A 20,521-nucleotide genomic window follows, 5' to 3' on the forward strand; every position below is an offset into this window, starting at 1 on the left:
CAGATAAAGCTGATTACAGCAATTAAAAAGTATCTTTGCACCCCATTTGGGACCCTTCCCAACTTAAAACAAAGTCGTCCGGGGGAAATTCATTAAGGACGCTTCTTAAAAACATCCATGAACAAATTCGAAAATTTAGGGTTGGAACAACCCATCCTGCAGGCAGTTGAAGACCTCGGGTTCAAAAAGCCTTCTGAAGTCCAGGCCAAATGTATTCCTGTGCTACTTGAATCTGAAACCGATTTAGTTGCACTTGCCCAAACCGGCACGGGTAAAACTGCAGCATTTGGTTTTCCCCTGATCCAAAAGATCGCAGAGGAAAGCAGGACTACCCAGGCGGTTATCCTTTCTCCTACCCGTGAACTGTGTTTACAAATAACCAATGAGCTTCAGGCTTATTCCAAATATGTACCAGGCCTAAATATTGTAGCCGTATACGGCGGAGCCAGCATTAATGAACAAGCTAAGCAGTTAAAAAAAGGAGCCCAGATCGTCGTGGCTACTCCGGGCCGTATTAAAGATATGATCGGCAGGGGCCTGGTAAATATTTCCCGGGTAGACTACTGTATCCTTGATGAGGCAGACGAAATGCTCAATATGGGCTTCTATGAAGACATTCGTGATATTCTCTCCGGGACGCCAGAAGAAAAGTCGACCTGGCTCTTTTCAGCCACCATGCCCAATTCAGTGGCGCAGATCGCAAAGAAATTCATGCAGAACCCGGTGGAAATTACCGTGGGAGAACGGAATGTGGGTGCTCAAACCGTTATGCATGAATATTACACCGTATCCGGGCGGGACCGGTATCCGGCTCTCAAGAGGCTCGCAGATGCCAATCCCGATATTTTTTCGGTGGTTTTTTGCAGAACAAAAAGGGATACACAGCGGGTAGCAGAAAAATTAATTGAAGATGGTTATAATGCCGGGGCACTGCACGGTGATCTGAGCCAGAATCAGCGCGATCTGGTTATGGGAGCCTTCCGGAAAAATCAGATACAGATGCTGGTGGCTACAGATGTGGCAGCAAGGGGTATAGACGTGGAAGATATTACCCACGTAATCAACTACCAGCTGCCCGATGAAATTGAGACTTATACCCACAGGAGTGGTCGTACAGGAAGGGCTGGCAAATCTGGTGTGTCCATGGTGATCCTTACGCGAAGTGAATTGCGGAGGATCTCCGCCATCGAGAAGAAAATCGGGCAAAAATTCGTGGCAAAAAAACTACCCACAGGGATGGAGATCTGTGAAATTCAGCTCTACCACCTGGCCAGCAAAATCAAGAATACAGAAATAGACGAAGCTATAAACCCCTATTTGCCGGCAATATACGACGTGCTAGAGGGGCTGGACAGGGAAACCCTCGTAAAAAAAATGGTTGCGGTGGAGTTCTCCCGCTTTCACGCCTATTACAGCAAATCAAAAGATCTCAACACTACCGAGGTCACACCTAATGGCGATAAGGGAAGTACAAGGTATTTTATCAATATAGGCGAACGTGACGGATACGACTGGAAATCACTTAAGGACTTTTTGAAGGAGGCTCTGGACCTGGAGCGGGACGATATCTACAAAGTTGATGTCAAAGACAGTTTTTCCTTTTTCAACACCGATGATTCCATAAAGGACGTGGTTACCGGGGTGCTCAGGAACTACAAATCAGGCGGGCGGACCATTAATGCGGAGATTGCGACCAACGCGGAATCTTCAGGACGCAGAAAAAAACGCAGCAAGGGAGGGAAAACCAAATCAGATTCTCGAAAAAAACAAGGGGCAGCTGCTCGCTCCAAAAAAGGAAAAGGGCACCGAGGTAAACGAAGGTCCGGTTACTTTTAGTTAATTGTATATTAATGGCATGTATAATCGGATAAATTTTCGTTTTCTTAGTAGCTTTACAGCGTATTTATCCCTTATGAAAAAGAACTTTCTCCTGTTGTTTATGGTGTTTTTGGCACTTCCTGTACTTGCCCAGGAAGAAACCCCTGAAATGCAGGAAGGAGAGCTAAAGGCAGTGGTTCTAAACGCACAGACAGGTGGCCCGCTGGAAAGCGTCCACGTCATCAACCTCAACAAGGTAGTAGGGACCATTACCAATAAAAAGGGAGAATTTGCCATAACTGCAGCAGTGAATGACACGCTGTACTTCTCCTATCTGGGTTTCAAATCACAGAAGGTCCGGGTTACCAATGATATGTTTCGATTCCAGGAGACCAAAATAGCGCTGACAGAACTGGCCTATGCCCTGGAAGAAGTGATCATTACCCCATACCAGCTCACGGGTTACCTCGAAATAGACGTGCGCAACCTTCCGATCAATACAGCCTACCAGTACAGCATATCTGGCCTTCCCACCAGTTATGAGGCTGGAAATAAAAATCCAAGTGCCGTTACCAAGGTCCTGGGGGCTATCATGAATCCTGCCGATCTCCTTCGAAATTTGTTTGGCAAACGCCCCAGGCAAATGCGAAAACTCAGGCAGATGAAGGAAGATGATGACATCCGCGACCTGCTGGCCAGCAAATTCGACAGGGAAACGCTTCAGGCACTCCTGCAACTTGAAAAGGTGGACATAGACGATATCCTTTCAAACTGCAACTATTCCAAATCCTTTATTACTACTGCCAACGATCTTCAAATCCTGGATGCCATAAGCAGCTGTTACGAAGAGTACAGGATACTCAACCGTGGTAATTGATTTTCCGTGATCTTATCATAAATATCGCCAAGGCAATCCCCATGAATTAAGGGAAATGAACGCTGCAATATTATTTTAGATTTCAACAATCATTTTATAGCTTTACTCAAAACCATAAATATGAAAAACCTGCTCATTGCACTAGCAATTTGCACTCTTTTCCTGAACTGCAAAACAGATCGGCAAAAGCCCCAGGCCGAAACTGAAAAAGCAATTGACAGCCTCTCAGTAGCCAGAAAAGAAGTGCCTTTCCTATGGGAAGGTGCCAATGTATATTTCCTTTTAACAGATCGATTCAATAACGGTAATCCTGAAAACGACCTGAATTATGATAGAACGAATCCCACCGGTACTTTGCGTGGGTTTATGGGTGGCGACCTTGCGGGCATCACAGAAAAAATACAGGAAGGGTACTTTACAGATTTAGGAGTAAATGCAATATGGTTTACGCCAGTTGTAGAACAGGTACACGGAGACACGGATGAAGGCACTGGCAACACCTACGCCTACCACGGGTACTGGGCCAAGGACTGGACCAGGCTAGATCCTAACTTCGGAAGCAGGAAAGACCTGGAGAAGCTGGTAAAAACAGCACATGACGCAGGCATTCGCATTTTGATGGATGTGGTGGTTAATCATACGGGGCCCGTAACCGAAAAAGATCCTGTTTGGCCTGAAGACTGGGTGCGTACCAGTCCCACATGTGAATTCACCACTTACGAAAACACCACTAGCTGTACACTGGTAGATAACTTGCCTGACATCTACACAGAAAGAAATGACAATGTTAAATTGCCCGATGCCCTTCTGGCTAAATGGAAGCAGGAAGGAAGGTTGAGTAACGAACTGGATGAATTGCAATTGTTTTTTGAACGGACCGGTTACCCCAGGGCCCCAAGGTTCTATATAATCAAATGGCTCACAGATTATGTCAATGATCTGGGGATAGACGGCTTTCGGGTAGATACTGTAAAACACGCAGACGAAAATGCCTGGGCAGAATTGTACAAAGAGGCTTCCTATGCTTTCGAAAACTGGAAGAAAAAAAATCCCGCCAAGGTTCTGGATAACAATCCCTTTTTCATGGTAGGGGAAGTATATAATTATGGGATTTCCCAGGGACGTGAATTTGATTTTGGTGATAAAAAAGTGGATTACTACAATCACGGATTTAAAAGCCTTATCAATTTTGACCTGAAAACAGACGCTACCAAAGGATACGAAGCAACCTTCAGGAAATATAACCGCTTACTGCGGACCCAACTCAAAGGATTAGGCACACTCAACTACCTCACCTCTCATGATGATGGGGCTCCCTTTGACAAGGAACGCAAAAACGGGTATTATGCCGCCAATATACTTTTACTGGCACCAGGAGCCTCACAAATCTATTACGGAGACGAGTCTGGCCGCAGCCTCACCATTGAAGGGGCAGAAGGGGATGCCACACTCCGTTCCTTTATGAACTGGCAGGAGATTGATAGTCTCCAACAGACCAAGGAACTGCTCACCCATTGGCAAAAACTGGGGAAATTCAGGCGTGATCATCCCGCCGTTGGAGCAGGAAGGCATAAACGTCTTACCCGAGCTCCCTATGTTTTTAGCAGGTCGTACATGGATGGTGAATACCGCGATAAAGTGGTGGTTGGGCTTGACCTGCCAAAAGGCAAAAAAACACTGAGGGTAAAAGGCTTCTTTGGAAATGGGACCAGCTTGCACGACGCCTATTCCGGTTCCGTGGTAGAAGTTGTAGACGGGGTTGTGACCCTGGAAAATAATTATGATACGGCCCTACTGGAGCTTGCAGAGTAATCCAAAAATGTTACAGTTAAGGTTAGGATTGTGAATGCAAACCTATGCGATTGCCTTCGGAATCCTTGATAAGGGCCATATAGCCATGACCCTCGCCGATGGCCGTTTTTTCGCGTAATACCTCACCGCCGGCATCCATTACCCTACGGGCTTCTTCAGCCACGTCTCTACAACTAAAGTAAATAAGAGCGCCTGCGTGGTCACTGGGTTGATACATCTCGTGCTTGACCAGTGATCCTGAAATGCCTTTCACTCCTTCTTCATAGGGAAACCATCCCATTATAAATCCTCCAAGGTCGTGTATCGATATCGTAATATTGAAGACGGCCTCGTAGAAATTCTTTGCCCTGTCCATATCCGTGACGGGTATTTCAACCCACCCTATCATATTGTGTTCCATCATCCTTCCAGTCTTGTTTTTAAGTTTGCCAGGCCTTCCTCGAAATCCTTTCCGATCATCTTATCCATGCTCATAAAAAGCATCATCAGGCTCATGGGGAACTTATTCTGACCATTAAACCCCCAGGTTACCTTAGTATTATCCTTCGTGACCTCATTCACTTCGAGGTAACAATCAGACTGTGACTTCCAGGGCTTTATAAATCGCAATTCTGTTTCAATTCGTTTACCCTCTTCAATCTTAGTAATCTCCTGCTCTCCTTCTCCAACCTCCTTGTTGCCATTCCAATAACTAATGGCCCCTACAGTTCCGTCTGTACCTGTAAACCTGTGCTCCATATTGGGGTCGCGCTTTTCCCAGGGCGACCATTCACGTTGTTTATCAAGGTATTTCAAATATTCAAAAACCTCAGCCTTAGGTTTGGATATCTCAATAGAGCGGTAAACGTCATACGTTTTTGGGGCAATTGTGGCTAAAAAGATGATAGCAACCACTAATCCTAAAAGGATGTAGAGAAAGGTTTCCATAATGTTTAATTGATTGGTTTACTTAAAGATACGAATTTTAAAAACTCCTCTGGTAGCGATCAATAATCTCCTCCACATGCTTAATGGATTTCTTGGTCCAGTCTAGTCGTTTTACAAATTTTTCTTCTTCTGTCAGTTTCCAGGGAAGTTCAGAACTCCGAAGTTTTGAGGTCAGGTTTTGCAGTACTATGGCGGCCGCAACAGAAATATTAAGGCTTTCTGTAAACCCTACCATAGGAATTTTAATAAAGTCATCGGCTTCATCCAGGACCAGCTTGCTCAGGCCTTCCTTCTCAGTTCCGAAAAACAGGGCTATTGGTTCCTGGATTTCATAATCGTCCAGCAGACAGGATTCGCAATGCGGGGTGGTAGCCACAATGCGATAACCTCTTTGCCTTAGCTCCTGAATACAGCTGGGACTATCGGTGTAGGAGTAGTTATCAACCCATTGCTGCGCCCCCAGTGCGATATTTTTATCCAGCCTTTTGCCAAAACGGGCTTCGATAAGGTGGCTGTCCTGTATTCCAAATACCTCGCAACTGCGAATAACCGCGCTGCTGTTATGCATCTGAAACACATCTTCAACGGCAACTGTGATGTATCGTGTACGCAGTTCCAGGATGTCGATAAATCGCTGCCTCCTCTCCGGAGTTATTAAGGTTTCAAGGTATTTCAGAAGTTCCTGATCTGACATATATCGAAGATAATAAAAACGTACCTTTAAGGGAGAACAGCTTACTATGGAAAGGAAGATCGTAATACTAACCGGTGCGGGAATGAGTGCCGACAGCGGTTTGAAAACCTTTAGGGATGAGGATGGTCTTTGGGAGGGGCACGATGTTATGGAAGTAGCTTCTCCACAAGGTTTTGCCAGAAACCCCAATCTGGTTCTGGAGTTCTATAACCAGCGAAGGAGACAACTGTTGTCTGCACATCCCAATGAGGGTCATAAAGCGCTGGCCCTGTTGGAAAAGCATTACGATGTAACCATTGTCACCCAGAATATAGACGACCTGCATGAGCGAGCGGGCAGTAGCAGGGTCATACACCTGCACGGGGAATTGTTCAAGGTCCGCAGCACAGGCAACCCGGAGCTCATAATGGACTGGAAAACAGATCTTATAATGGGCTCCACTTGTCCGGAAGGCCATCAACTCAGGCCTCATATTGTATGGTTCGGAGAAGAAGTTCCCTTACTGCCAGTGGCTGCGAATATTACACAGACGGCAGATATCCTATTAATAATCGGTACGAGTCTTCAGGTTTATCCTGCAGCCAGCCTAATCCATTATGCCAACCCCGGAATACCGATCTATTTGGTAGATCCCAGGCCTACCTTGGGAAGCGGAGATTTACCTAACCTTAATGTTATTACTCAAACGGCAGCTTCCGGTGTCCCTGCTCTTGTTGCTGATCTAATTGGTGCAGCAATCTAGATTTTCTTCCAAATCCTTTACAGATATGACTGGCTGATCAGCGAACCCAAAGTGGCCGCTCAGGCCTTTTCCATGTCCTGCCTGTACTCAGTATTGCCTATCAGGCTAGGACCGGGAAAGAGATGTAAAAATTAGGTCAATACTTTTCAAAGGCGTATCTGGTATTAAGCGCCTGAAAAGCTGCCGGAAATAAGTATCTTTGCCTTTTATTTTGCTAACCAAATTACGGCTCCCATGTCATTGTCCAAACTGAATGCGATTTCTCCTGTTGACGGCCGGTATCGCGGCAAGACCGAAACACTGGCTCCTTTTTTTTCCGAAGCTGCGCTGATCAAGTACCGTATCCTGGTGGAGGTTGAGTATTTCATTGCACTTTGTGAGATTCCACTGCCCCAGCTTGCGGATTTCGACCCTAACGATTTTCACCAGCTAAGGGAGCTATATCTCAATTTTGGGGAGGAAGAGGCCCAGGCCATTAAGGAAATAGAAAAAGTTACCAATCACGATGTAAAGGCTGTTGAATATTTCATCAAGGAAAAAATGGACGAAATGGGGCTTCAGGCCTTTAAAGAATTTGTACATTTTGGACTTACATCCCAGGATATCAACAACACTGCTATACCGTATTCCCTGAAGGAAGGAATGAATGAGGTATATGTACCGGTGTACAACAAGGTGGTTGCAAAACTGGAGGAGCTGAGCAAAACATGGGAAAATATCCCAATGCTTGCGCGAACCCATGGACAACCAGCCTCACCTACCAGGCTGGGTAAGGAAATCAGTGTCTTTGTGGTCCGCCTGAAAGAGCAGTTCAACCTCCTTAATGATATCCCAAGTGCTGCTAAATTCGGCGGTGCAACGGGGAATTACAATGCACATCAGGTAGCTTACCCCGAGATAGACTGGAAGGCTTTTGGAAAACAATTCGTTCAGGAAAAACTGGGATTGCACCACTCCTTTCCCACTACCCAGATTGAACATTACGACCATATGGCTGCACTTTTTGATAATTTAAAGCGTATCAATACCATATTGATAGACCTTGACCGTGATTTCTGGACCTATATTTCCATGGACTACTTCAAGCAAAGGATAAAAGAAGGGGAAGTGGGTTCTTCGGCCATGCCACATAAAGTAAATCCAATTGACTTTGAAAACTCGGAAGGGAACCTGGGTATGGCCAATGCCCTTTTTGAACACCTTTCTTCCAAGCTACCGGTATCCCGATTGCAGCGCGACCTTACGGACAGTACGGTCCTTAGGAATATTGGGGTCCCCTTTGCACATACGCTGATTGGGTTAAAAGCAACACTGACCGGCCTTAACAAATTGCTGTTAAATGAGGATAAGATACAGTCGGACCTTGACCAAAACTGGGCTGTGGTAGCCGAAGCCCTGCAGACTATCCTCAGGAGGGAAGGATATCCCAACCCTTATGAAGCCTTAAAAGGCCTTACCCGTAAAAACACCCAAATTACCAGGGATACCCTGGCAGAATTCATCAATTCCCTGGATATTGATGACACGGTTAAAAAGGAGATGCTGGCCATTAGTCCCCAGAATTATACAGGTATCTGATCAGGCCAAAAAAAAATCCCACTACCGTTCTGGCAATGGGATTTCCTGGTTGGTTTTTGATTGATGTTTATCCTTTCAGGAACTTCCCTATATCTCCCAGGGCGTCCTCGTCGTAATCCGCACTTTGAATGGCCTGCATTAATTGCATCAGGTGTGCAGGATTCATATCGTTTCCGAGTACTCGGATAAGGGCAAAGCCTTTATCGTCACTGCTTCCGTAGATCACAACCTCATCAATGGCATCGTCCTCACCCAGGTACTTGATCACACCTTTTCCAAATTCGGAATTAAGCTTCATCAGCTCTTTATAATTTTTATCCTTCAGGATGGCAGATACCTTGGCTTTTTCAGCAGTGTATTCCGCTTCATTGGTACTGGTCTTTTTAAAGGCCAGCAAATTAAGTTTTCTGAGGGACTGATAAGCCTCCTTCTGGGTCTCATCAAGATCGGATTCTTCCAGGTTAAGAATACTGGTAGGTACATCCAGGGATATAAAATTCGGGTTCTCCGAATTATCGATGTAGTACTCCTGTAAACTTTGGGTTGAATTGCAGGCTGCTACCAGCATTACCGCGAGTAATACAAGAGCGGAAATAATATTTCTTTTCATCTTCTGTTGGTTTATGGATGATTTTTTCCCTGGAGCGACGGTGTAGATTACCGTCGCCCATGGGAAAATTTATTTTGATTGATTTAATTCTTCTTCTCTGCCTTATTCAGTTCTTCGGGCAGATCCATCTTCTTGGTAAGAGAACCAATCTTGGTAAGGTCTATGTCCCCCGTAAGGGTTAACAGAACCGTTTCAATCTTGCGGTCGTTGATTTCAACATCCGCGTTGCTCATTCCGGTTACGAACATGAGCAGTTCGCTTACATGGTCTTCATCCTTGCCATTCTTAATATAGAACTTAACATTGGCATCCTTGTCCTTAACCCGCATCAACTCCTCCAGAGAGTTAGATCTCAGGTATTTGTCTACCGTTGTTTTCATATCGGCAGAGATGGCACTGTCTTCGGTGACAAATACTTTGAGACCACTCAGACTCTGTGCAATATCCATGAATTCCCGTGCTTCCGGATCATCTACATCAACATCCATCTTAACCAGCAGGTTAAACATGTTCTTGTTAATGACAACCGAAGTTACTGCATCCAGGTCTTCGAACTTATCGAAGATGGATTGTGAAAATCCGGTTAATGGGAGTACGGCCATAAAGGCAATTAATAATAATTTTTTCATCACTGATCGCTTTTTAATTGTTTTTGTAAATTTTTTGTTTTGCTTCTTCAAATTCATTTAAATAGGCCACTTTCTCGGTTCCACGGTCCAAATTTGCGGCCAGCAGGGTCAATGCTTTCCTGGTTTCCAGGTAGGCAAATTCTGCTTCTTTTTGTTCCTGGTAGTCTCTACCGAAGAACACGCCCAAGGCAATTACGGCTACTGCGGCAACAGAAACCCACTGATAGATGTATCTTCTGGTTTTTAGGGATACCTGCCGCGTTGAACGCTCTTCCTTGGCTACGGAGAAGTAGGAGAACATCGGGGCGTACTGTTCCAGATGCGGGGCAACATCCCCCTGGGTAAAATACTCCTTCAACTGTTTCTCTTCGGCCGCCGTGGTTGTGGCCTCAAAATATTTCTCCAGTAATTTTTCTATGTTAACCGATTCCATAACGATGCTTTTCTAATAATTTTTCTCTTACTGCTTTTCTTGCTCTGGATAAGGTTACCCGAACTGCTGTGGGCTTCATTTCCAGTAATTTTGCAATTTCATCATAGTCGTATTCCTCAACATCCCGCAATTGCAATACCATTTTTTGTTGTTCGGGCAAATCTTCCATGATCCTTTCTACCCAGCTTACGCTATCTTTGGCTTCAACCTGCCTTTGTAAAGAGGTGGCACCATCGTGATAATTGCTGTGGACCAGTTTTAAATTGCTGGACTGTTTAGACTTTAAGCGGTCCAGGCAAAAGTTTTTGGTCATGGTCATGGCAAACGCCTCTACATTCTTATACTTCCCTATGGATTTATTATTGCTCCACAGTTTCATCAAAATCTCCTGAGTGGCATCCTCTGCTTCCTCCGAGGAGACGAGCAGTCTCTTTGCCAGGCGGTACAGTTTATCCTTAAAAGGCATGACCACATTTAGAAACTCTGATTGTGTCATTGTTGGTTGTTGTATTGCTGCTGTAATCATTTATGATGCATTACACAAGGAAGACGAAGTACACCGAAATTTGTTACAGAAAATTTTTTTTTCTTTTTGAAGTAAGTATTTTAGGTTGTTCTTAACGCTTTATTTTCAGCATATTCCTGATATTTAGCGTCCAAAATAAAGGTAGTAAAAATGGGTAGTGTTTTTTGCTGCTGAGTTGTTATATTAAAGAAAATAAAAAAATAGCTTGAATGAAAAAGTACATTTTTCTCCTCTTAACCGTTGGATTGCTGGCTTTAGGATGCAGTAAGAATAATGATGATGACAATGGCCCTGACCCGGTAGGGAATGCCGACCTGGATACGCAGCATTTTATGTGGCAATCCCTGAACCTTTGGTATTACTGGCAGGCTGAAGTTCCCAACCTGGCCGACGACCGTTTTAGTTCAGATCAGGAATACACGGAATTCCTGGGCTCTGAAAGTGACCCCGCAGCTTTTTTTGAAAACAAACTTCGCTTTTCCGGTGATCGTTTTACCTTTTATCGGGAGGATTTTAAAGATCTTGTCCGTGGCTTAGATGGGATTTCGCGAAGTAATGGACTGGAATTTAGCCTCACCTATATCGATTCGAACGACAACGATCTACTGGATAACGACGAGATAATCTATGGGATAGTACGTTATATTGTCAATGGTTCTAATGCCGCAACTGTCGATATCTCCAGAGGTGAGATTTTTACCGGTGTCGACGGGCAGGAACTTAATGGAGCCAATTATCAGGATTTGCTGTTTGGTGAAAATGCCACCTACACCTTGAATATGGCCGATATTGATGGTGGTACTCTAACCCCAAACGGTAAAGAAGTAACCCTGACCAAAGAAGAGGGACTTTTGGAAAATCCGGTCTACATTACAACTACTTTAGACGTCATGGGGACTAAGATTGGTTATCTGATGTACAACGGTTTTACAGATGTTGCCAGAGATGATGCAGGTAATATTATTGCTGATTATGACGAGGAACTTAACAGTGCATTTGGAGAATTGGTAAGTCAGGGAGCTACAGAATTAGTGCTCGATCTGCGATATAATCCTGGCGGCTCAGTAAGAACCGCCCAATTATTAAGCAGTATGATCTACGGCACTGATAATACCAACCTGGTACTGTGGAGACAAGAATATAACCCCAAATTACAGGCTATTTTTGATCCTGCGCAACTGGAGGATACATTCTTAAATCAAACCCCAAGGGCGGGAACTCCACTGAACACTCTAAACCTGAACAGGGTTTATGTTTTAACCACCCGGTCGAGTGCCTCTGCCAGTGAGCTTGTGATCAACGGCCTGGCTCCCTATATGGATGTAGTTCAGATTGGTTCTACCACCAGGGGAAAGATCGAGTTTTCACTTACCCTTGTAGACGACCCTGATCGTGAAGGTGCTCCATACATCTATTCTCCATCAAGGGAAAACCAGATCAACCCGAATAACCTCTGGGGTATGCAGGCTATAGTGGGTGTAACCGCGAATTCTGTCGGATTCAGTGCTCCAAATGGTTTGGAACCTGATATTCAGCTGTTTGAAAACGCCCAAAACATGGGCATACTCGGTGACGTTAACGAGCCATTGCTGGCCAGAGCCATTCAGGAAATAACTGGTATGAGCGGAAGGCGCGACTTTACGGTGGACATCCCCGTGAAAGAAATTACCAACTCCAAGATGTTTACTACGCTTAAAGACAATATGTATCTCGACAAACCCATTAAACTGGATTTTATTCCAGAATAGATTTTAAAAAAGGCCCCTCCTGCAGGGGCTTTTTTTATAGGGATAACTGAAAACCAAAGGCCAGGTTCCGTCCTCGGGTGTTAAAGCCAAAGACTTCCTCAAATTGGGCGTTACCCAAATTTTCACCTTCGAAAAACATTTTTAAACGATTGGGGATCAGCCTATACGAAATATATAACCCATACAGGGAAAACCGGTCCAGTGAAACATCCGTAAAGGTGTTGAAGTCTGTATCCTCACGTTCACCTGTAAAGGTGTAGCTAAAACTGGCATACAGGCGCGGATTTAGTTCATAACCCAAGCTCAGGTTCAGTTTATGCCGTGGAATACGTATGGCATTGTCACCCTTTCGTTCTGTAAAGGTGTAATTAGCGTTGATTTCCAGATTATCACTGTATGCCCATTTGCCTTCAACCTCCACTCCGGAAACATCTATAGTCGCATCTGCATTGAAAAACCGGAAAGTGCTGTTGTTGAAAACTACCGCATTTTCTTCTTTTCGGTCAAAATACAACAAACTGCCTCTGAACTTACCTGCCAGGGCAACTTCTGCCCCTATTTCGAAGGTCCTGTTGGTTTCGGGTTCCAGTTCTGGATTGGCACCAAACTCCCCAAACAACTGGGTAAGGGAGGGAGTCAAAAATGAAGTGCTGTAGGAAGAAAAACCTTTCAGGTACCCTTTTCCCATCCGGTATACGTAAGAAGGGTTTAGGCTGTAGACCCAGTGGTTTCCATACTCAGAATGTATATTTAAGCGCGTACCGGTATTAAGGTTAAATCCATTCTGAGAAACAAAAACCAGATTTAAATAGGGATCTGCCTGTGTAAATTCTGCCCTGTTTGCCAGAAAGGTGCGGTCCTTGCTGTAATTCAACCCTATCACAGTATATAAATGCTCTCCGAAAGTATAGCGGTTGTAAAGATCCGCAATCAGGTTATCGCCTTTGAAAACGGATGGAAATGCACTGAAATTCTCGGAATCGTATTCGGTGTAAGCCGAATTGAAGTGCAGGCTTCCCACTTTATAACGATAATCGGCCATGATTCCTGCTCTTTGCTGTCGGCTTACAAAACGATAAGGAGCATCAATTAAACCAAAGGATTCGTCATAATCATTGCGTAAACGACTTTCCTGGGCATATACCTGCATTGAAAGACCTGCATTGAATTCATAACCCAGTCGAACCTGGCTGACGGCCCTGGAGAAAGGATCCTCTTCATTGGTTTCGGTTGACAAGGACGACAAACCATCGGCATAGTCGTGGGTAATCCCAACAGCATAAGTCAATTTATGGATTGTTCCGCTGGCCCTGGCCGAATGGGTAAAACTGCCCAACTGGTAATTTTGCTCCATGGCCGATTGGTTAGTCCCGACTCTGGAAAGGAACTCACCGGATAACCTTTCCGAAGAACCTTTCCTGGTTATGATATTAATGACTGCGCTAACCGCATTGGTTCCGTAAAGGCTGCTTGCCGCCCCTTTGATAACTTCAATGGACTCTATGTCCAGGGTAGACAATAATCTGAGGTCGTATTCCTGTGAAAATGAAGAGGGGTCGGAGATTCGCACGCCATCCAGCAGCACCAGGACCTGTCGGCCACGGCCTCCACGCGCATAAACGCCTAATACCTCACCCTGTCTGCTTCGGCTACCCCCTATTTCAATCCCGCTGAATTGATTGAGCAGCACAGGCACAGCCACCCCCCTGTAGCGCTCCAAATCATCAGGCCCAATGCTAATGATCGTTTTTCCCGAAAAGGAACGATTTAATTTAAAACGGGAATCGCTGACTACGACTTCTTCCAGTTCCTGTATATCAAGGCTATCGGCCTTTTGCTGTGCCTGAGCAAAGACAGATACCAATATTGCGGCAGTTACCCCCAGAAATCTGGATCCCATATGCACTACGGATTAGATTGATCGTATTAATTAGGAATACCTTTTCTTATCCCGAGAGAAGGAATCCTGGGAATCACGGCAGGTCTCCTGACTTGCGTCTTGCCGGCGCCCTTCCCGTTCAGATGAACAGTGGTATGAAGATGCCGCAAGCATCACTGGATATAGTGACGAAGCTCACAGTTGCGGGTACAGTTTCAGCTTTTGGAGGTAATTGTTCGATTCCAGCACTGAATTCCCATTTTAAGCCCAACCCATATAAAAGGTTTAGGCACCGTAAATCCGGAAACAAAGTAATGAAAAAATGACGCCATGCTGGTGGAAAATTTGGAGTATTTTTGAAGTCAGCCAATGGAGATCAATTTGAAACCCTTCCTGATAATCATACTGCTGCTTGCCATTTCATGCAAAGAGCAAGCGGGAAATCCGGCCCAATCGCATAGCATGGAGACAAAGGGGGTAACATATGCGAAAGGGTTTTCCATAGAGCAATCATCATCGGGAATTACCCTCTTAAAGGTCAATTCCCCCTGGCCTGATGCCGACAGGGAATTGGTCTATGCGCTGGTTCCAAGGGAATTGCTGCCAACTGTAAGCCTGGACGGTTATGCCTACGATGCTATTATCCCGGTGCCCGTAAAAAGCATGGTAGCAACTTCTACCACCCATATACCGGCCCTGGAATCCCTTGGCGTTGCTGATAAAATGGTGGGGTTTCCCGATACCCGCTACATCTCCTCTCCATACACCCGAAAACGTGTGGAAGGAGGGCAGATCACAGACATTGGCCGTAACGAAGCCATCAATACCGAAATCACCCTGGCACTACAACCCGAACTTGTTTTTGGATTTAGCATTAACGGGGAGAATCAAACCTATCAGACCCTTAAGCAGTCCGGCATCCCTACAGTCTATGTAGGAGACTGGACAGAAAATACACCTCTGGGTAAGGCAGAATGGATCAGGTTTTTCGCCCCTTTTTTTGGAAAGGAGGCCCTTGCCCTTGATGAATTCTCCAGAATTGAAAAAGCGTACCAGCAAGCGAAGGAACTGGCCATGCAGGCCACTGATAATCCGACGGCCATTAGCGGTGCACTTTACAAGGATATCTGGTATCTCCCGGCCGGTGAGAGCTGGGCAGCCAAATTCCTTGCCGATGCCGGCGCCGAATATCTATGGAAGGATGTGCCCGGCACCGGGAGCCTCTCTCTCAGCGTGGAAGCTGTGCTGGAAAAGGGGCGGAATGCCGATATCTGGGTGTCACCTTCCCAGTACACCAGTTATGCAGAATTGGCACAGGGAAGCAGGCATTACGAGCAGTTCAGGTCATTTAAGGATAAAAAGGTATACACCTTTGCCCGATCAAAGGGACCAACCGGTGGCATGTTATACTACGAACTGGCACCCACTAAGCCCCATGAGGTACTTCTCGACTTAATCGCTATCTTTCATCCAGAGTTGCTGCCCGAAAGGGAGCTCTACTTTTTTAAGCCTCTTGAATAAGTGTATCCCAGCAAAACCTATATCACCGGATTTCTCTATTTAGGTTTGTTATTGATTTTGAGCCTTGGGCTGAACATCAGCCTGGGTTCTGTTAACATTCCCCTGGATGAAACCGTATCAGCTATTTTCGGTGGCTCTGTTTCAGAATCTTCCTGGGAGTACATCATCTGGGAATACCGTATCCCCAAAGCGCTGACAGCCATACTGGCCGGGAGCAGTTTATCCCTTAGTGGCCTGCTGATGCAAACCTTATTCAGAAATCCGCTGGCAGGTCCTTTTGTCCTGGGAATAAGCTCAGGAGCCAGCCTGGGGGCAGCCATACTCATTATGGGTATGTCTGCTTTGGGAGGAGCAGCAATCCTGGGGCTCACACAGGATCTTTCCCTGATTCTGGCTTCCAGCCTGGGTAGTTTTCTTGTTTTACTGGTAGTGGTCGTTGTTGCCAGCAGGATTAAAGATACCATGGCTTTACTTATCATAGGGCTCATGTTCGGGAGCATTACAGCAGCCCTCGTGTCTATCCTCTCTTACTTTACTGAAGCAGAGCAGCTTCGCCAGTATATTTACTGGTCCTTCGGGAGTGTAGGGAACCTCTCCTGGACACAGTTATTGATCCTAGGCCTGGTTATCCTGATTGGTATAGTGCTCAGCATCCTCTCTATAAAACCCCTGAATGCCCTTTTGCTCGGGGAAAACTATGCCCAGAGTATTGGCGTAGCCATCCGCAAGTCGCGCTACCTGATCATTGTGGCTACGGGTTTACTGGCCGGTTCGGTTACCGCTTTTGCGGGCCCTATTGCCTTTGTGGGACTGGCAGTACCCCACCTTACCAGGCAGATTTTCAACACTACAGACCACAAGGTACTGGTGCCGGCAGTATTGCTCTACGGGGCCATTCTCCTGCTACTCTGCGATACACTAGCCCAGATGCCGTCCTCGTCCTATGTGCTTCCTATCAATGCCATTACCTCTGTTATTGGGGCCCCTGTTGTAATCTGGCTATTGCTGCGGAAAAAAAAGATGATCTTCTGAGTTTTTACGTAATTTTCAGCCTGGTTAGTATACCAATTAAATAGTAATACCATCAGCCTAAAAGTCGAACAACTAGCTATTGGATACCGTTCAGGGAAAAAATCAACTGTAATAGCCGAAAACCTGAATTTTACCATCAAGTGTGGTGAACTTACCGCCATTGTAGGCGCTAACGGTATCGGGAAATCTACGCTGCTCCGTACTTTAGGCAGGATACAACCGGCGCTTAATGGGAGCATCCTTCTTGATGAAAAACCTGTTTCTGAAAATACCGTTCGGGAACTTTCCAGGAAAATAGGCGTTGTGCTAACTGAACCTTTGAGCAGCCGGAATATTACCGTAACGGAGCTCATTGCCTTAGGAAGGCAGCCTTATACAAACTGGATAGGCAGCCTGTCTGCAGTGGATCTCGGAAGAGTCAGGGAGGTCATCACACTTATGGGGCTGGAACCCCTGAAAAACAAAAAGTGTTTTGAGCTGAGCGACGGACAATTACAGAAGGCCCTGATCGGAAGAGCGCTGGCCCAGGATACAGACCTCTTGCTGCTTGATGAACCCACTACCCACCTGGACCTGTACCACAAAGCACAAATCCTGAAGACCTTGCAAGGTGTAGCACATAATTCCAACAAAATTATTGTTTTTACCACCCACGAACTGGACCTTGCAATTCAATTGTGCGACCGCATGCTTATCCTTGGCCCGGAAGGCTATTATTTTGGCGAGCCCTGCGAGTTAATCTCACAAAAGAATTTCGAAACCCTCTTCCCCTCAGACCTCGTCCGCTTTGATGCTAAAACCGGGACATTTAAAATACAGTAGTTAATTCCGGAAGTGCAGCTTAATTACATGCAAACCCCTATCTTTATACTGATGAATTGAGGCAACTATGGACGGATTACTCCCTTACATTCTTATCGGTCTGATTACCCTGGCAGTGGGGTTTTGGGCAGGACGCTATATTCAATTACTACGCACCAAATCCGGACAAAGCGCCCTGGAAGAGCGGGAAAAACAATTGCATCACCAAATCAGCGGATTAGAACATCGTCTTGAAAAGGCAACTGCTGAAAATCAGGAACTGGGGCAAAAAAAAGAAGATCTCGGCTACCAATTAGTGCGCTACCAGGCCGATATGGATAACCTTCGGCAAAAAAATCAGGAACACAAGGAAGAGGTGGAAAAGCTACAGGAAAAATTCACCAAGGAATTCGAGAACCTGGCAAACAAAATCCTGGAGGAGAAAAGCAGCAAATTTACCAGGCAGAACAAGGAGAATCTGGAAAATATCCTGAATCCCCTGAAGGAAAAGATAAAAACCTTTGAGGACAAGGTAGAGAAAACCCATAAAGAAAGCATAGATTACCACGCAGCCCTGCGGCAACAAATCTACGGGCTTAAGGAACTGAACGAACAAATGACGAAGGAGGCCACCAACCTGACTAAAGCCCTGAAGGGCGACAGTAAAATGCAGGGGAATTGGGGGGAACTGGTTTTGGAACGCGTACTGGAAAAATCGGGCCTGGAAAAGGACCGGGAATATACTGTGCAAAAAAGTTTTACACGCGAAGATGGCAGCAGGGTTATGCCTGATGTAATCATCAACCTGCCGGATGGCAAAAAAATGATCGTGGATTCCAAGGTGTCCCTGACAGATTACGAGCGCTACGTAAATGCCGAAGATGACCTAAGGCCCAAATTCCTGCAGGACCACGTGAATTCCCTCAAAAAACATGTGTCTGAACTATCTTCGAAAAAATATGAGGAATTGTACGAAATGGAAAGCCCGGACTTTGTGCTCATGTTTGTACCCATTGAGCCTGCCTTTGCCCTTGCAATTAACCACGATAACAACCTCTATAACCAGGCTTTCGAGAAAAACATTGTAATTGTAACCCCTTCAACCCTACTGGCAACACTACGCACCATAGATAGTATGTGGAACAATGAGAAACAGCAGCGGAACGCCATTGAGATTGCCCGGCAGGCAGGCGCCCTGTATGATAAATTTGAAGGTTTCGTAACGGACCTGACCAGAGTGGGCCGTAAAATGGATGAGGCCAAAAGGGAGTACCAGGGGGCAATGAACAAACTGGTGGAAGGCCGTGGCAACATTATTACGAGTATTGAAAAGCTGAAGAAAATGGGTGCAAAAGCCAAGAAATCACTACCGGAGCCTATCCTTAAAAGAGCAGAGGAAGACGAATTTGACCAGGAACCCAAGCTGAACCTTTAGTATGTCTGCTGCAGCCGGAAGCCTCCTGATAACCTGCCAATTAAAAAGAATATGAAAAACAGTTGTGATTTCGGATTGGTAGGTCTTGGCGTTATGGGAAGGAATCTCCTTCTGAATGCAGCCGGAAAAGGGTATAAGGTCTTTGGTTATGATCTGGACCGGAGCAAGGTAAACTCCTTATTGAGAGAAAATAATAGGAACTTTCAAATTCAGGCTTCTACAGATCCGGAGGAACTGGTCAATTCTTTAAGCAAACCCCGCAAGATAATGCTACTGGTGCCTGCCGGCAATGCAGTTGAATCAATTATTGAAAATTTGGAACCTTTACTGGATCCCGGAGATATTATCCTCGATGGCGGTAATTCCTTTTACCAGGATACCGAAAGGCGACAAAAATCCCTAGAAGAAAAAGGCATACATTTCCTCGGCGTTGGGGTTTCTGGTGGTGCGTTTGGTGCGCTTCACGGCCCAAGCATGATGCCGGGTGGAAGCAAATCCGCCTATGGACATGTAAGACCAATACTTGAAGCGCTGGCTTCAAAGTACAGGGGCGAACCGTGCGTGGCGTACCTGGGAACAGGATCATCTGGGCATTATGTAAAAATGGTGCACAACGGGATTGAATATGGGCTGATGCAGCTTATATCAGAATCCTATGGTTTTCTGAAGTGTCTTGGCAATTACTCCAATGCCCAATTTCATGAAATCTATGGTGAATGGAATTCAGGTCCCTTACAGTCCTATCTGATGGAGATCACATCTGCTATTTTCGCTAAACCGGATCCTTTGGGACAGGGAGCATTGCTGGATCAGATCCTGGACAGGGCCAGACAAAAAGGCACCGGTAAATGGACATCACAAAACGCTATGGACCTGGGGATTGCGGTTCCTACAATTGATGCGGCCGTAAGGATGAGGGAAATATCTGCCGCTAAAGAAATGAGAGTGGAGGCTGGTAAAATCTATGAAAAATCCAACAGAAGCACGGAAGAGAACCTTCTGGATATTACAGGTGCCGCTCTGAGATTTGGCTATATCCTGACCTTTGCACAAGGGTTTCATCTGCTGAACAATGCCTCTGAAACTTATGGCTACGCTCTTGATTTGGCTAAAGTTAGCAAGATTTGGCGCTCTGGCTGTATTATTAGGTCTTCGCTGCTACAGGATATCGCTCATGCCTTTTCCGGTCCGGATTCGCCCGGGCACCTCTTGCTGTGCCCGGCTATAGTGGATCAGGTCAGGGATACCCTGCAACACACACGTATGATGGCATGTTTAGCTGCGCAAAATGGGATTGCCATTCCTGCCTTTTACAGTGCACTTGCCTATTTCGATGCATTTACCACAGCGGATCTCCCTATCAATCTGGTACAGGCACAGCGGGACTTTTTTGGTTCCCATACCTACGAACGCAAAGATCGTGAAGGAAACTTCAGCACCGAATGGTAAAATAGCATAA

The 20,521-nt window shown here is 45.6% G+C and carries 19 protein-coding genes and 1 riboswitch; of the genes, 11 read left to right on the forward strand and 8 right to left on the reverse strand.

Annotated features, from left to right (window positions below; all coding sequences use genetic code 11):
* The first annotated feature begins 117 nt into the window (after positions 1-117).
* The 3 genes from OO016_RS11380 (at position 118) to OO016_RS11390 (ending at position 4,507) form a co-directional block, all read left to right on the forward strand.
* On the forward strand, positions 118-1,836 hold the full coding sequence (locus OO016_RS11380) for a DEAD/DEAH box helicase (RefSeq protein WP_266013952.1): 1,719 nt from the start codon (positions 118-120) through the stop codon (positions 1,834-1,836).
* Positions 1,837-1,912: 76 nt separating this feature from the next.
* The gene (locus tag OO016_RS11385) at positions 1,913-2,695 is read left to right on the forward strand and encodes a carboxypeptidase-like regulatory domain-containing protein (protein WP_266013955.1); all 783 of its coding nucleotides are present in this window, start codon (positions 1,913-1,915) and stop codon (positions 2,693-2,695) included.
* A gap of 120 nt (positions 2,696-2,815) precedes the next feature.
* Positions 2,816-4,507 (forward strand): alpha-amylase family glycosyl hydrolase, encoded by a 1,692-nt coding sequence (locus OO016_RS11390; RefSeq protein ID WP_266013958.1) that lies wholly within the window; start codon positions 2,816-2,818, stop codon positions 4,505-4,507.
* A gap of 22 nt (positions 4,508-4,529) precedes the next feature.
* Here OO016_RS11390 and OO016_RS11395 read toward each other — a convergent pair whose 3' ends face one another.
* From OO016_RS11395 to OO016_RS11405, 3 genes are read right to left on the reverse strand one after another with little or no spacing between them, the layout of a single operon-like run.
* The gene (locus OO016_RS11395) at positions 4,530-4,910 is read right to left on the reverse strand and encodes a VOC family protein (protein ID WP_369413855.1); all 381 of its coding nucleotides are present in this window, start codon (positions 4,908-4,910) and stop codon (positions 4,530-4,532) included.
* The gene (locus OO016_RS11400; protein WP_266013961.1) at positions 4,907-5,434 is read right to left on the reverse strand and encodes an SRPBCC family protein; all 528 of its coding nucleotides are present in this window, start codon (positions 5,432-5,434) and stop codon (positions 4,907-4,909) included. Before OO016_RS11400 ends, OO016_RS11395 begins: the two co-directional genes overlap by 4 nt.
* A 37-nt stretch (positions 5,435-5,471) precedes the next feature.
* Positions 5,472-6,128, reverse strand: a complete 657-nt coding sequence (locus OO016_RS11405) for a TrmH family RNA methyltransferase (RefSeq protein ID WP_266013964.1) — start codon at positions 6,126-6,128, stop codon at positions 5,472-5,474.
* A 46-nt stretch (positions 6,129-6,174) separates the two neighbouring features.
* Here OO016_RS11405 and OO016_RS11410 point away from each other — a divergent pair, with 46 nt between their 5' ends.
* Both OO016_RS11410 and purB read left to right on the forward strand, forming a co-directional pair.
* Positions 6,175-6,870, forward strand: a complete 696-nt coding sequence (locus tag OO016_RS11410; protein ID WP_266013967.1) for an SIR2 family NAD-dependent protein deacylase — start codon at positions 6,175-6,177, stop codon at positions 6,868-6,870.
* Positions 6,871-7,104: 234 nt separating this feature from the next.
* Complete coding sequence (purB, locus tag OO016_RS11415; protein ID WP_266013970.1) at positions 7,105-8,448, forward strand: adenylosuccinate lyase; 1,344 nt, start codon at positions 7,105-7,107, stop codon at positions 8,446-8,448.
* Between the two features lie 67 nt (positions 8,449-8,515).
* Here the strand turns inward: purB and OO016_RS11420 are convergent, their stop codons facing one another.
* From OO016_RS11420 to OO016_RS11435, 4 genes are all read right to left on the reverse strand, one after another.
* On the reverse strand, positions 8,516-9,058 hold the full coding sequence (locus OO016_RS11420) for a GFO_1091 family lipoprotein (protein WP_266013973.1): 543 nt from the start codon (positions 9,056-9,058) through the stop codon (positions 8,516-8,518).
* 83 nt (positions 9,059-9,141) lie between these two features.
* Complete coding sequence (locus OO016_RS11425) at positions 9,142-9,687, reverse strand: GFO_1090 family protein (protein WP_266013976.1); 546 nt, start codon at positions 9,685-9,687, stop codon at positions 9,142-9,144.
* A 13-nt stretch (positions 9,688-9,700) separates the two neighbouring features.
* On the reverse strand, positions 9,701-10,120 hold the full coding sequence (locus OO016_RS11430; protein ID WP_266013979.1) for a PG0215 family putative anti-sigma factor: 420 nt from the start codon (positions 10,118-10,120) through the stop codon (positions 9,701-9,703).
* Positions 10,107-10,616 (reverse strand): GFO_1088 family ECF-type sigma factor, encoded by a 510-nt coding sequence (locus OO016_RS11435; protein WP_266013982.1) that lies wholly within the window; start codon positions 10,614-10,616, stop codon positions 10,107-10,109. The genes OO016_RS11430 and OO016_RS11435 overlap by 14 nt, the downstream gene beginning before the upstream one ends.
* Before the next feature lie 239 nt (positions 10,617-10,855).
* Here OO016_RS11435 and OO016_RS11440 point away from each other — a divergent pair, with 239 nt between their 5' ends.
* A complete protein-coding gene (locus OO016_RS11440; protein WP_266013984.1) occupies positions 10,856-12,394 on the forward strand; it encodes a GFO_1087 family putative carboxy terminal peptidase in 1,539 nt (512 codons plus the stop codon).
* Positions 12,395-12,428: 34 nt separating this feature from the next.
* Here the strand turns inward: OO016_RS11440 and OO016_RS11445 are convergent, their stop codons facing one another.
* On the reverse strand, positions 12,429-14,294 hold the full coding sequence (locus OO016_RS11445; RefSeq protein WP_266013986.1) for a TonB-dependent receptor plug domain-containing protein: 1,866 nt from the start codon (positions 14,292-14,294) through the stop codon (positions 12,429-12,431).
* 60 nt (positions 14,295-14,354) lie between these two features.
* A riboswitch (cobalamin riboswitch) is annotated at positions 14,355-14,585 on the reverse strand.
* Between the two features lie 57 nt (positions 14,586-14,642).
* On the opposite strand from OO016_RS11445, the gene OO016_RS11450 reads away from it, so the two are divergent.
* From OO016_RS11450 to gnd, 5 genes are all read left to right on the forward strand, one after another.
* Entirely contained in the window at positions 14,643-15,794 is a 1,152-nt protein-coding gene (locus tag OO016_RS11450) for an ABC transporter substrate-binding protein (RefSeq protein WP_266013988.1), read from the forward strand.
* Entirely contained in the window at positions 15,795-16,826 is a 1,032-nt protein-coding gene (locus OO016_RS11455; protein ID WP_266013991.1) for an iron chelate uptake ABC transporter family permease subunit, read from the forward strand.
* Between the two features lie 123 nt (positions 16,827-16,949).
* Positions 16,950-17,648 carry an ABC transporter ATP-binding protein gene (locus OO016_RS11460; RefSeq protein ID WP_304608117.1) on the forward strand — a complete coding sequence of 233 codons (699 nt, stop codon included), beginning with the start codon at positions 16,950-16,952 and terminating at the stop codon, positions 17,646-17,648.
* A gap of 67 nt (positions 17,649-17,715) precedes the next feature.
* A complete protein-coding gene (locus tag OO016_RS11465) occupies positions 17,716-19,062 on the forward strand; it encodes a DNA recombination protein RmuC (RefSeq protein ID WP_266013994.1) in 1,347 nt (448 codons plus the stop codon).
* A 51-nt stretch (positions 19,063-19,113) separates the two neighbouring features.
* Positions 19,114-20,511: an NADP-dependent phosphogluconate dehydrogenase gene (gnd, locus tag OO016_RS11470; RefSeq protein WP_266013996.1), complete on the forward strand. Its 1,398-nt coding sequence runs from the start codon at positions 19,114-19,116 to the stop codon at positions 20,509-20,511.
* Positions 20,512-20,521 lie beyond the last annotated feature (10 nt).

The organism is Lentiprolixibacter aurantiacus (assembly GCF_026241225.1).
GTDB lineage: Bacteria > Bacteroidota > Bacteroidia > Flavobacteriales > Flavobacteriaceae > Lentiprolixibacter > Lentiprolixibacter aurantiacus.

Bases quoted from the DNA above. Each gene is read 5' to 3' on its own strand.
- OO016_RS11380 (WP_266013952.1), top strand. From the start codon at position 118: ATGAACAAATTCGAAAATTTAGGGTTGGAACAACCCATCCTGCAGGCA.
- OO016_RS11385 (WP_266013955.1), top strand. From the start codon at position 1,913: ATGAAAAAGAACTTTCTCCTGTTGTTTATGGTGTTTTTGGCACTTCCT.
- OO016_RS11390 (WP_266013958.1), top strand. From the start codon at position 2,816: ATGAAAAACCTGCTCATTGCACTAGCAATTTGCACTCTTTTCCTGAAC.
- OO016_RS11395 (WP_369413855.1), bottom strand. From the start codon at position 4,910: ATGATGGAACACAATATGATAGGGTGGGTTGAAATACCCGTCACGGAT.
- OO016_RS11400 (WP_266013961.1), bottom strand. From the start codon at position 5,434: ATGGAAACCTTTCTCTACATCCTTTTAGGATTAGTGGTTGCTATCATC.
- OO016_RS11405 (WP_266013964.1), bottom strand. From the start codon at position 6,128: ATGTCAGATCAGGAACTTCTGAAATACCTTGAAACCTTAATAACTCCG.
- OO016_RS11410 (WP_266013967.1), top strand. From the start codon at position 6,175: ATGGAAAGGAAGATCGTAATACTAACCGGTGCGGGAATGAGTGCCGAC.
- purB (WP_266013970.1), top strand. From the start codon at position 7,105: ATGTCATTGTCCAAACTGAATGCGATTTCTCCTGTTGACGGCCGGTAT.
- OO016_RS11420 (WP_266013973.1), bottom strand. From the start codon at position 9,058: ATGAAAAGAAATATTATTTCCGCTCTTGTATTACTCGCGGTAATGCTG.
- OO016_RS11425 (WP_266013976.1), bottom strand. From the start codon at position 9,687: ATGAAAAAATTATTATTAATTGCCTTTATGGCCGTACTCCCATTAACC.
- OO016_RS11430 (WP_266013979.1), bottom strand. From the start codon at position 10,120: ATGGAATCGGTTAACATAGAAAAATTACTGGAGAAATATTTTGAGGCC.
- OO016_RS11435 (WP_266013982.1), bottom strand. From the start codon at position 10,616: ATGACACAATCAGAGTTTCTAAATGTGGTCATGCCTTTTAAGGATAAA.
- OO016_RS11440 (WP_266013984.1), top strand. From the start codon at position 10,856: ATGAAAAAGTACATTTTTCTCCTCTTAACCGTTGGATTGCTGGCTTTA.
- OO016_RS11445 (WP_266013986.1), bottom strand. From the start codon at position 14,294: ATGGGATCCAGATTTCTGGGGGTAACTGCCGCAATATTGGTATCTGTC.
- OO016_RS11450 (WP_266013988.1), top strand. From the start codon at position 14,643: ATGGAGATCAATTTGAAACCCTTCCTGATAATCATACTGCTGCTTGCC.
- OO016_RS11465 (WP_266013994.1), top strand. From the start codon at position 17,716: ATGGACGGATTACTCCCTTACATTCTTATCGGTCTGATTACCCTGGCA.
- gnd (WP_266013996.1), top strand. From the start codon at position 19,114: ATGAAAAACAGTTGTGATTTCGGATTGGTAGGTCTTGGCGTTATGGGA.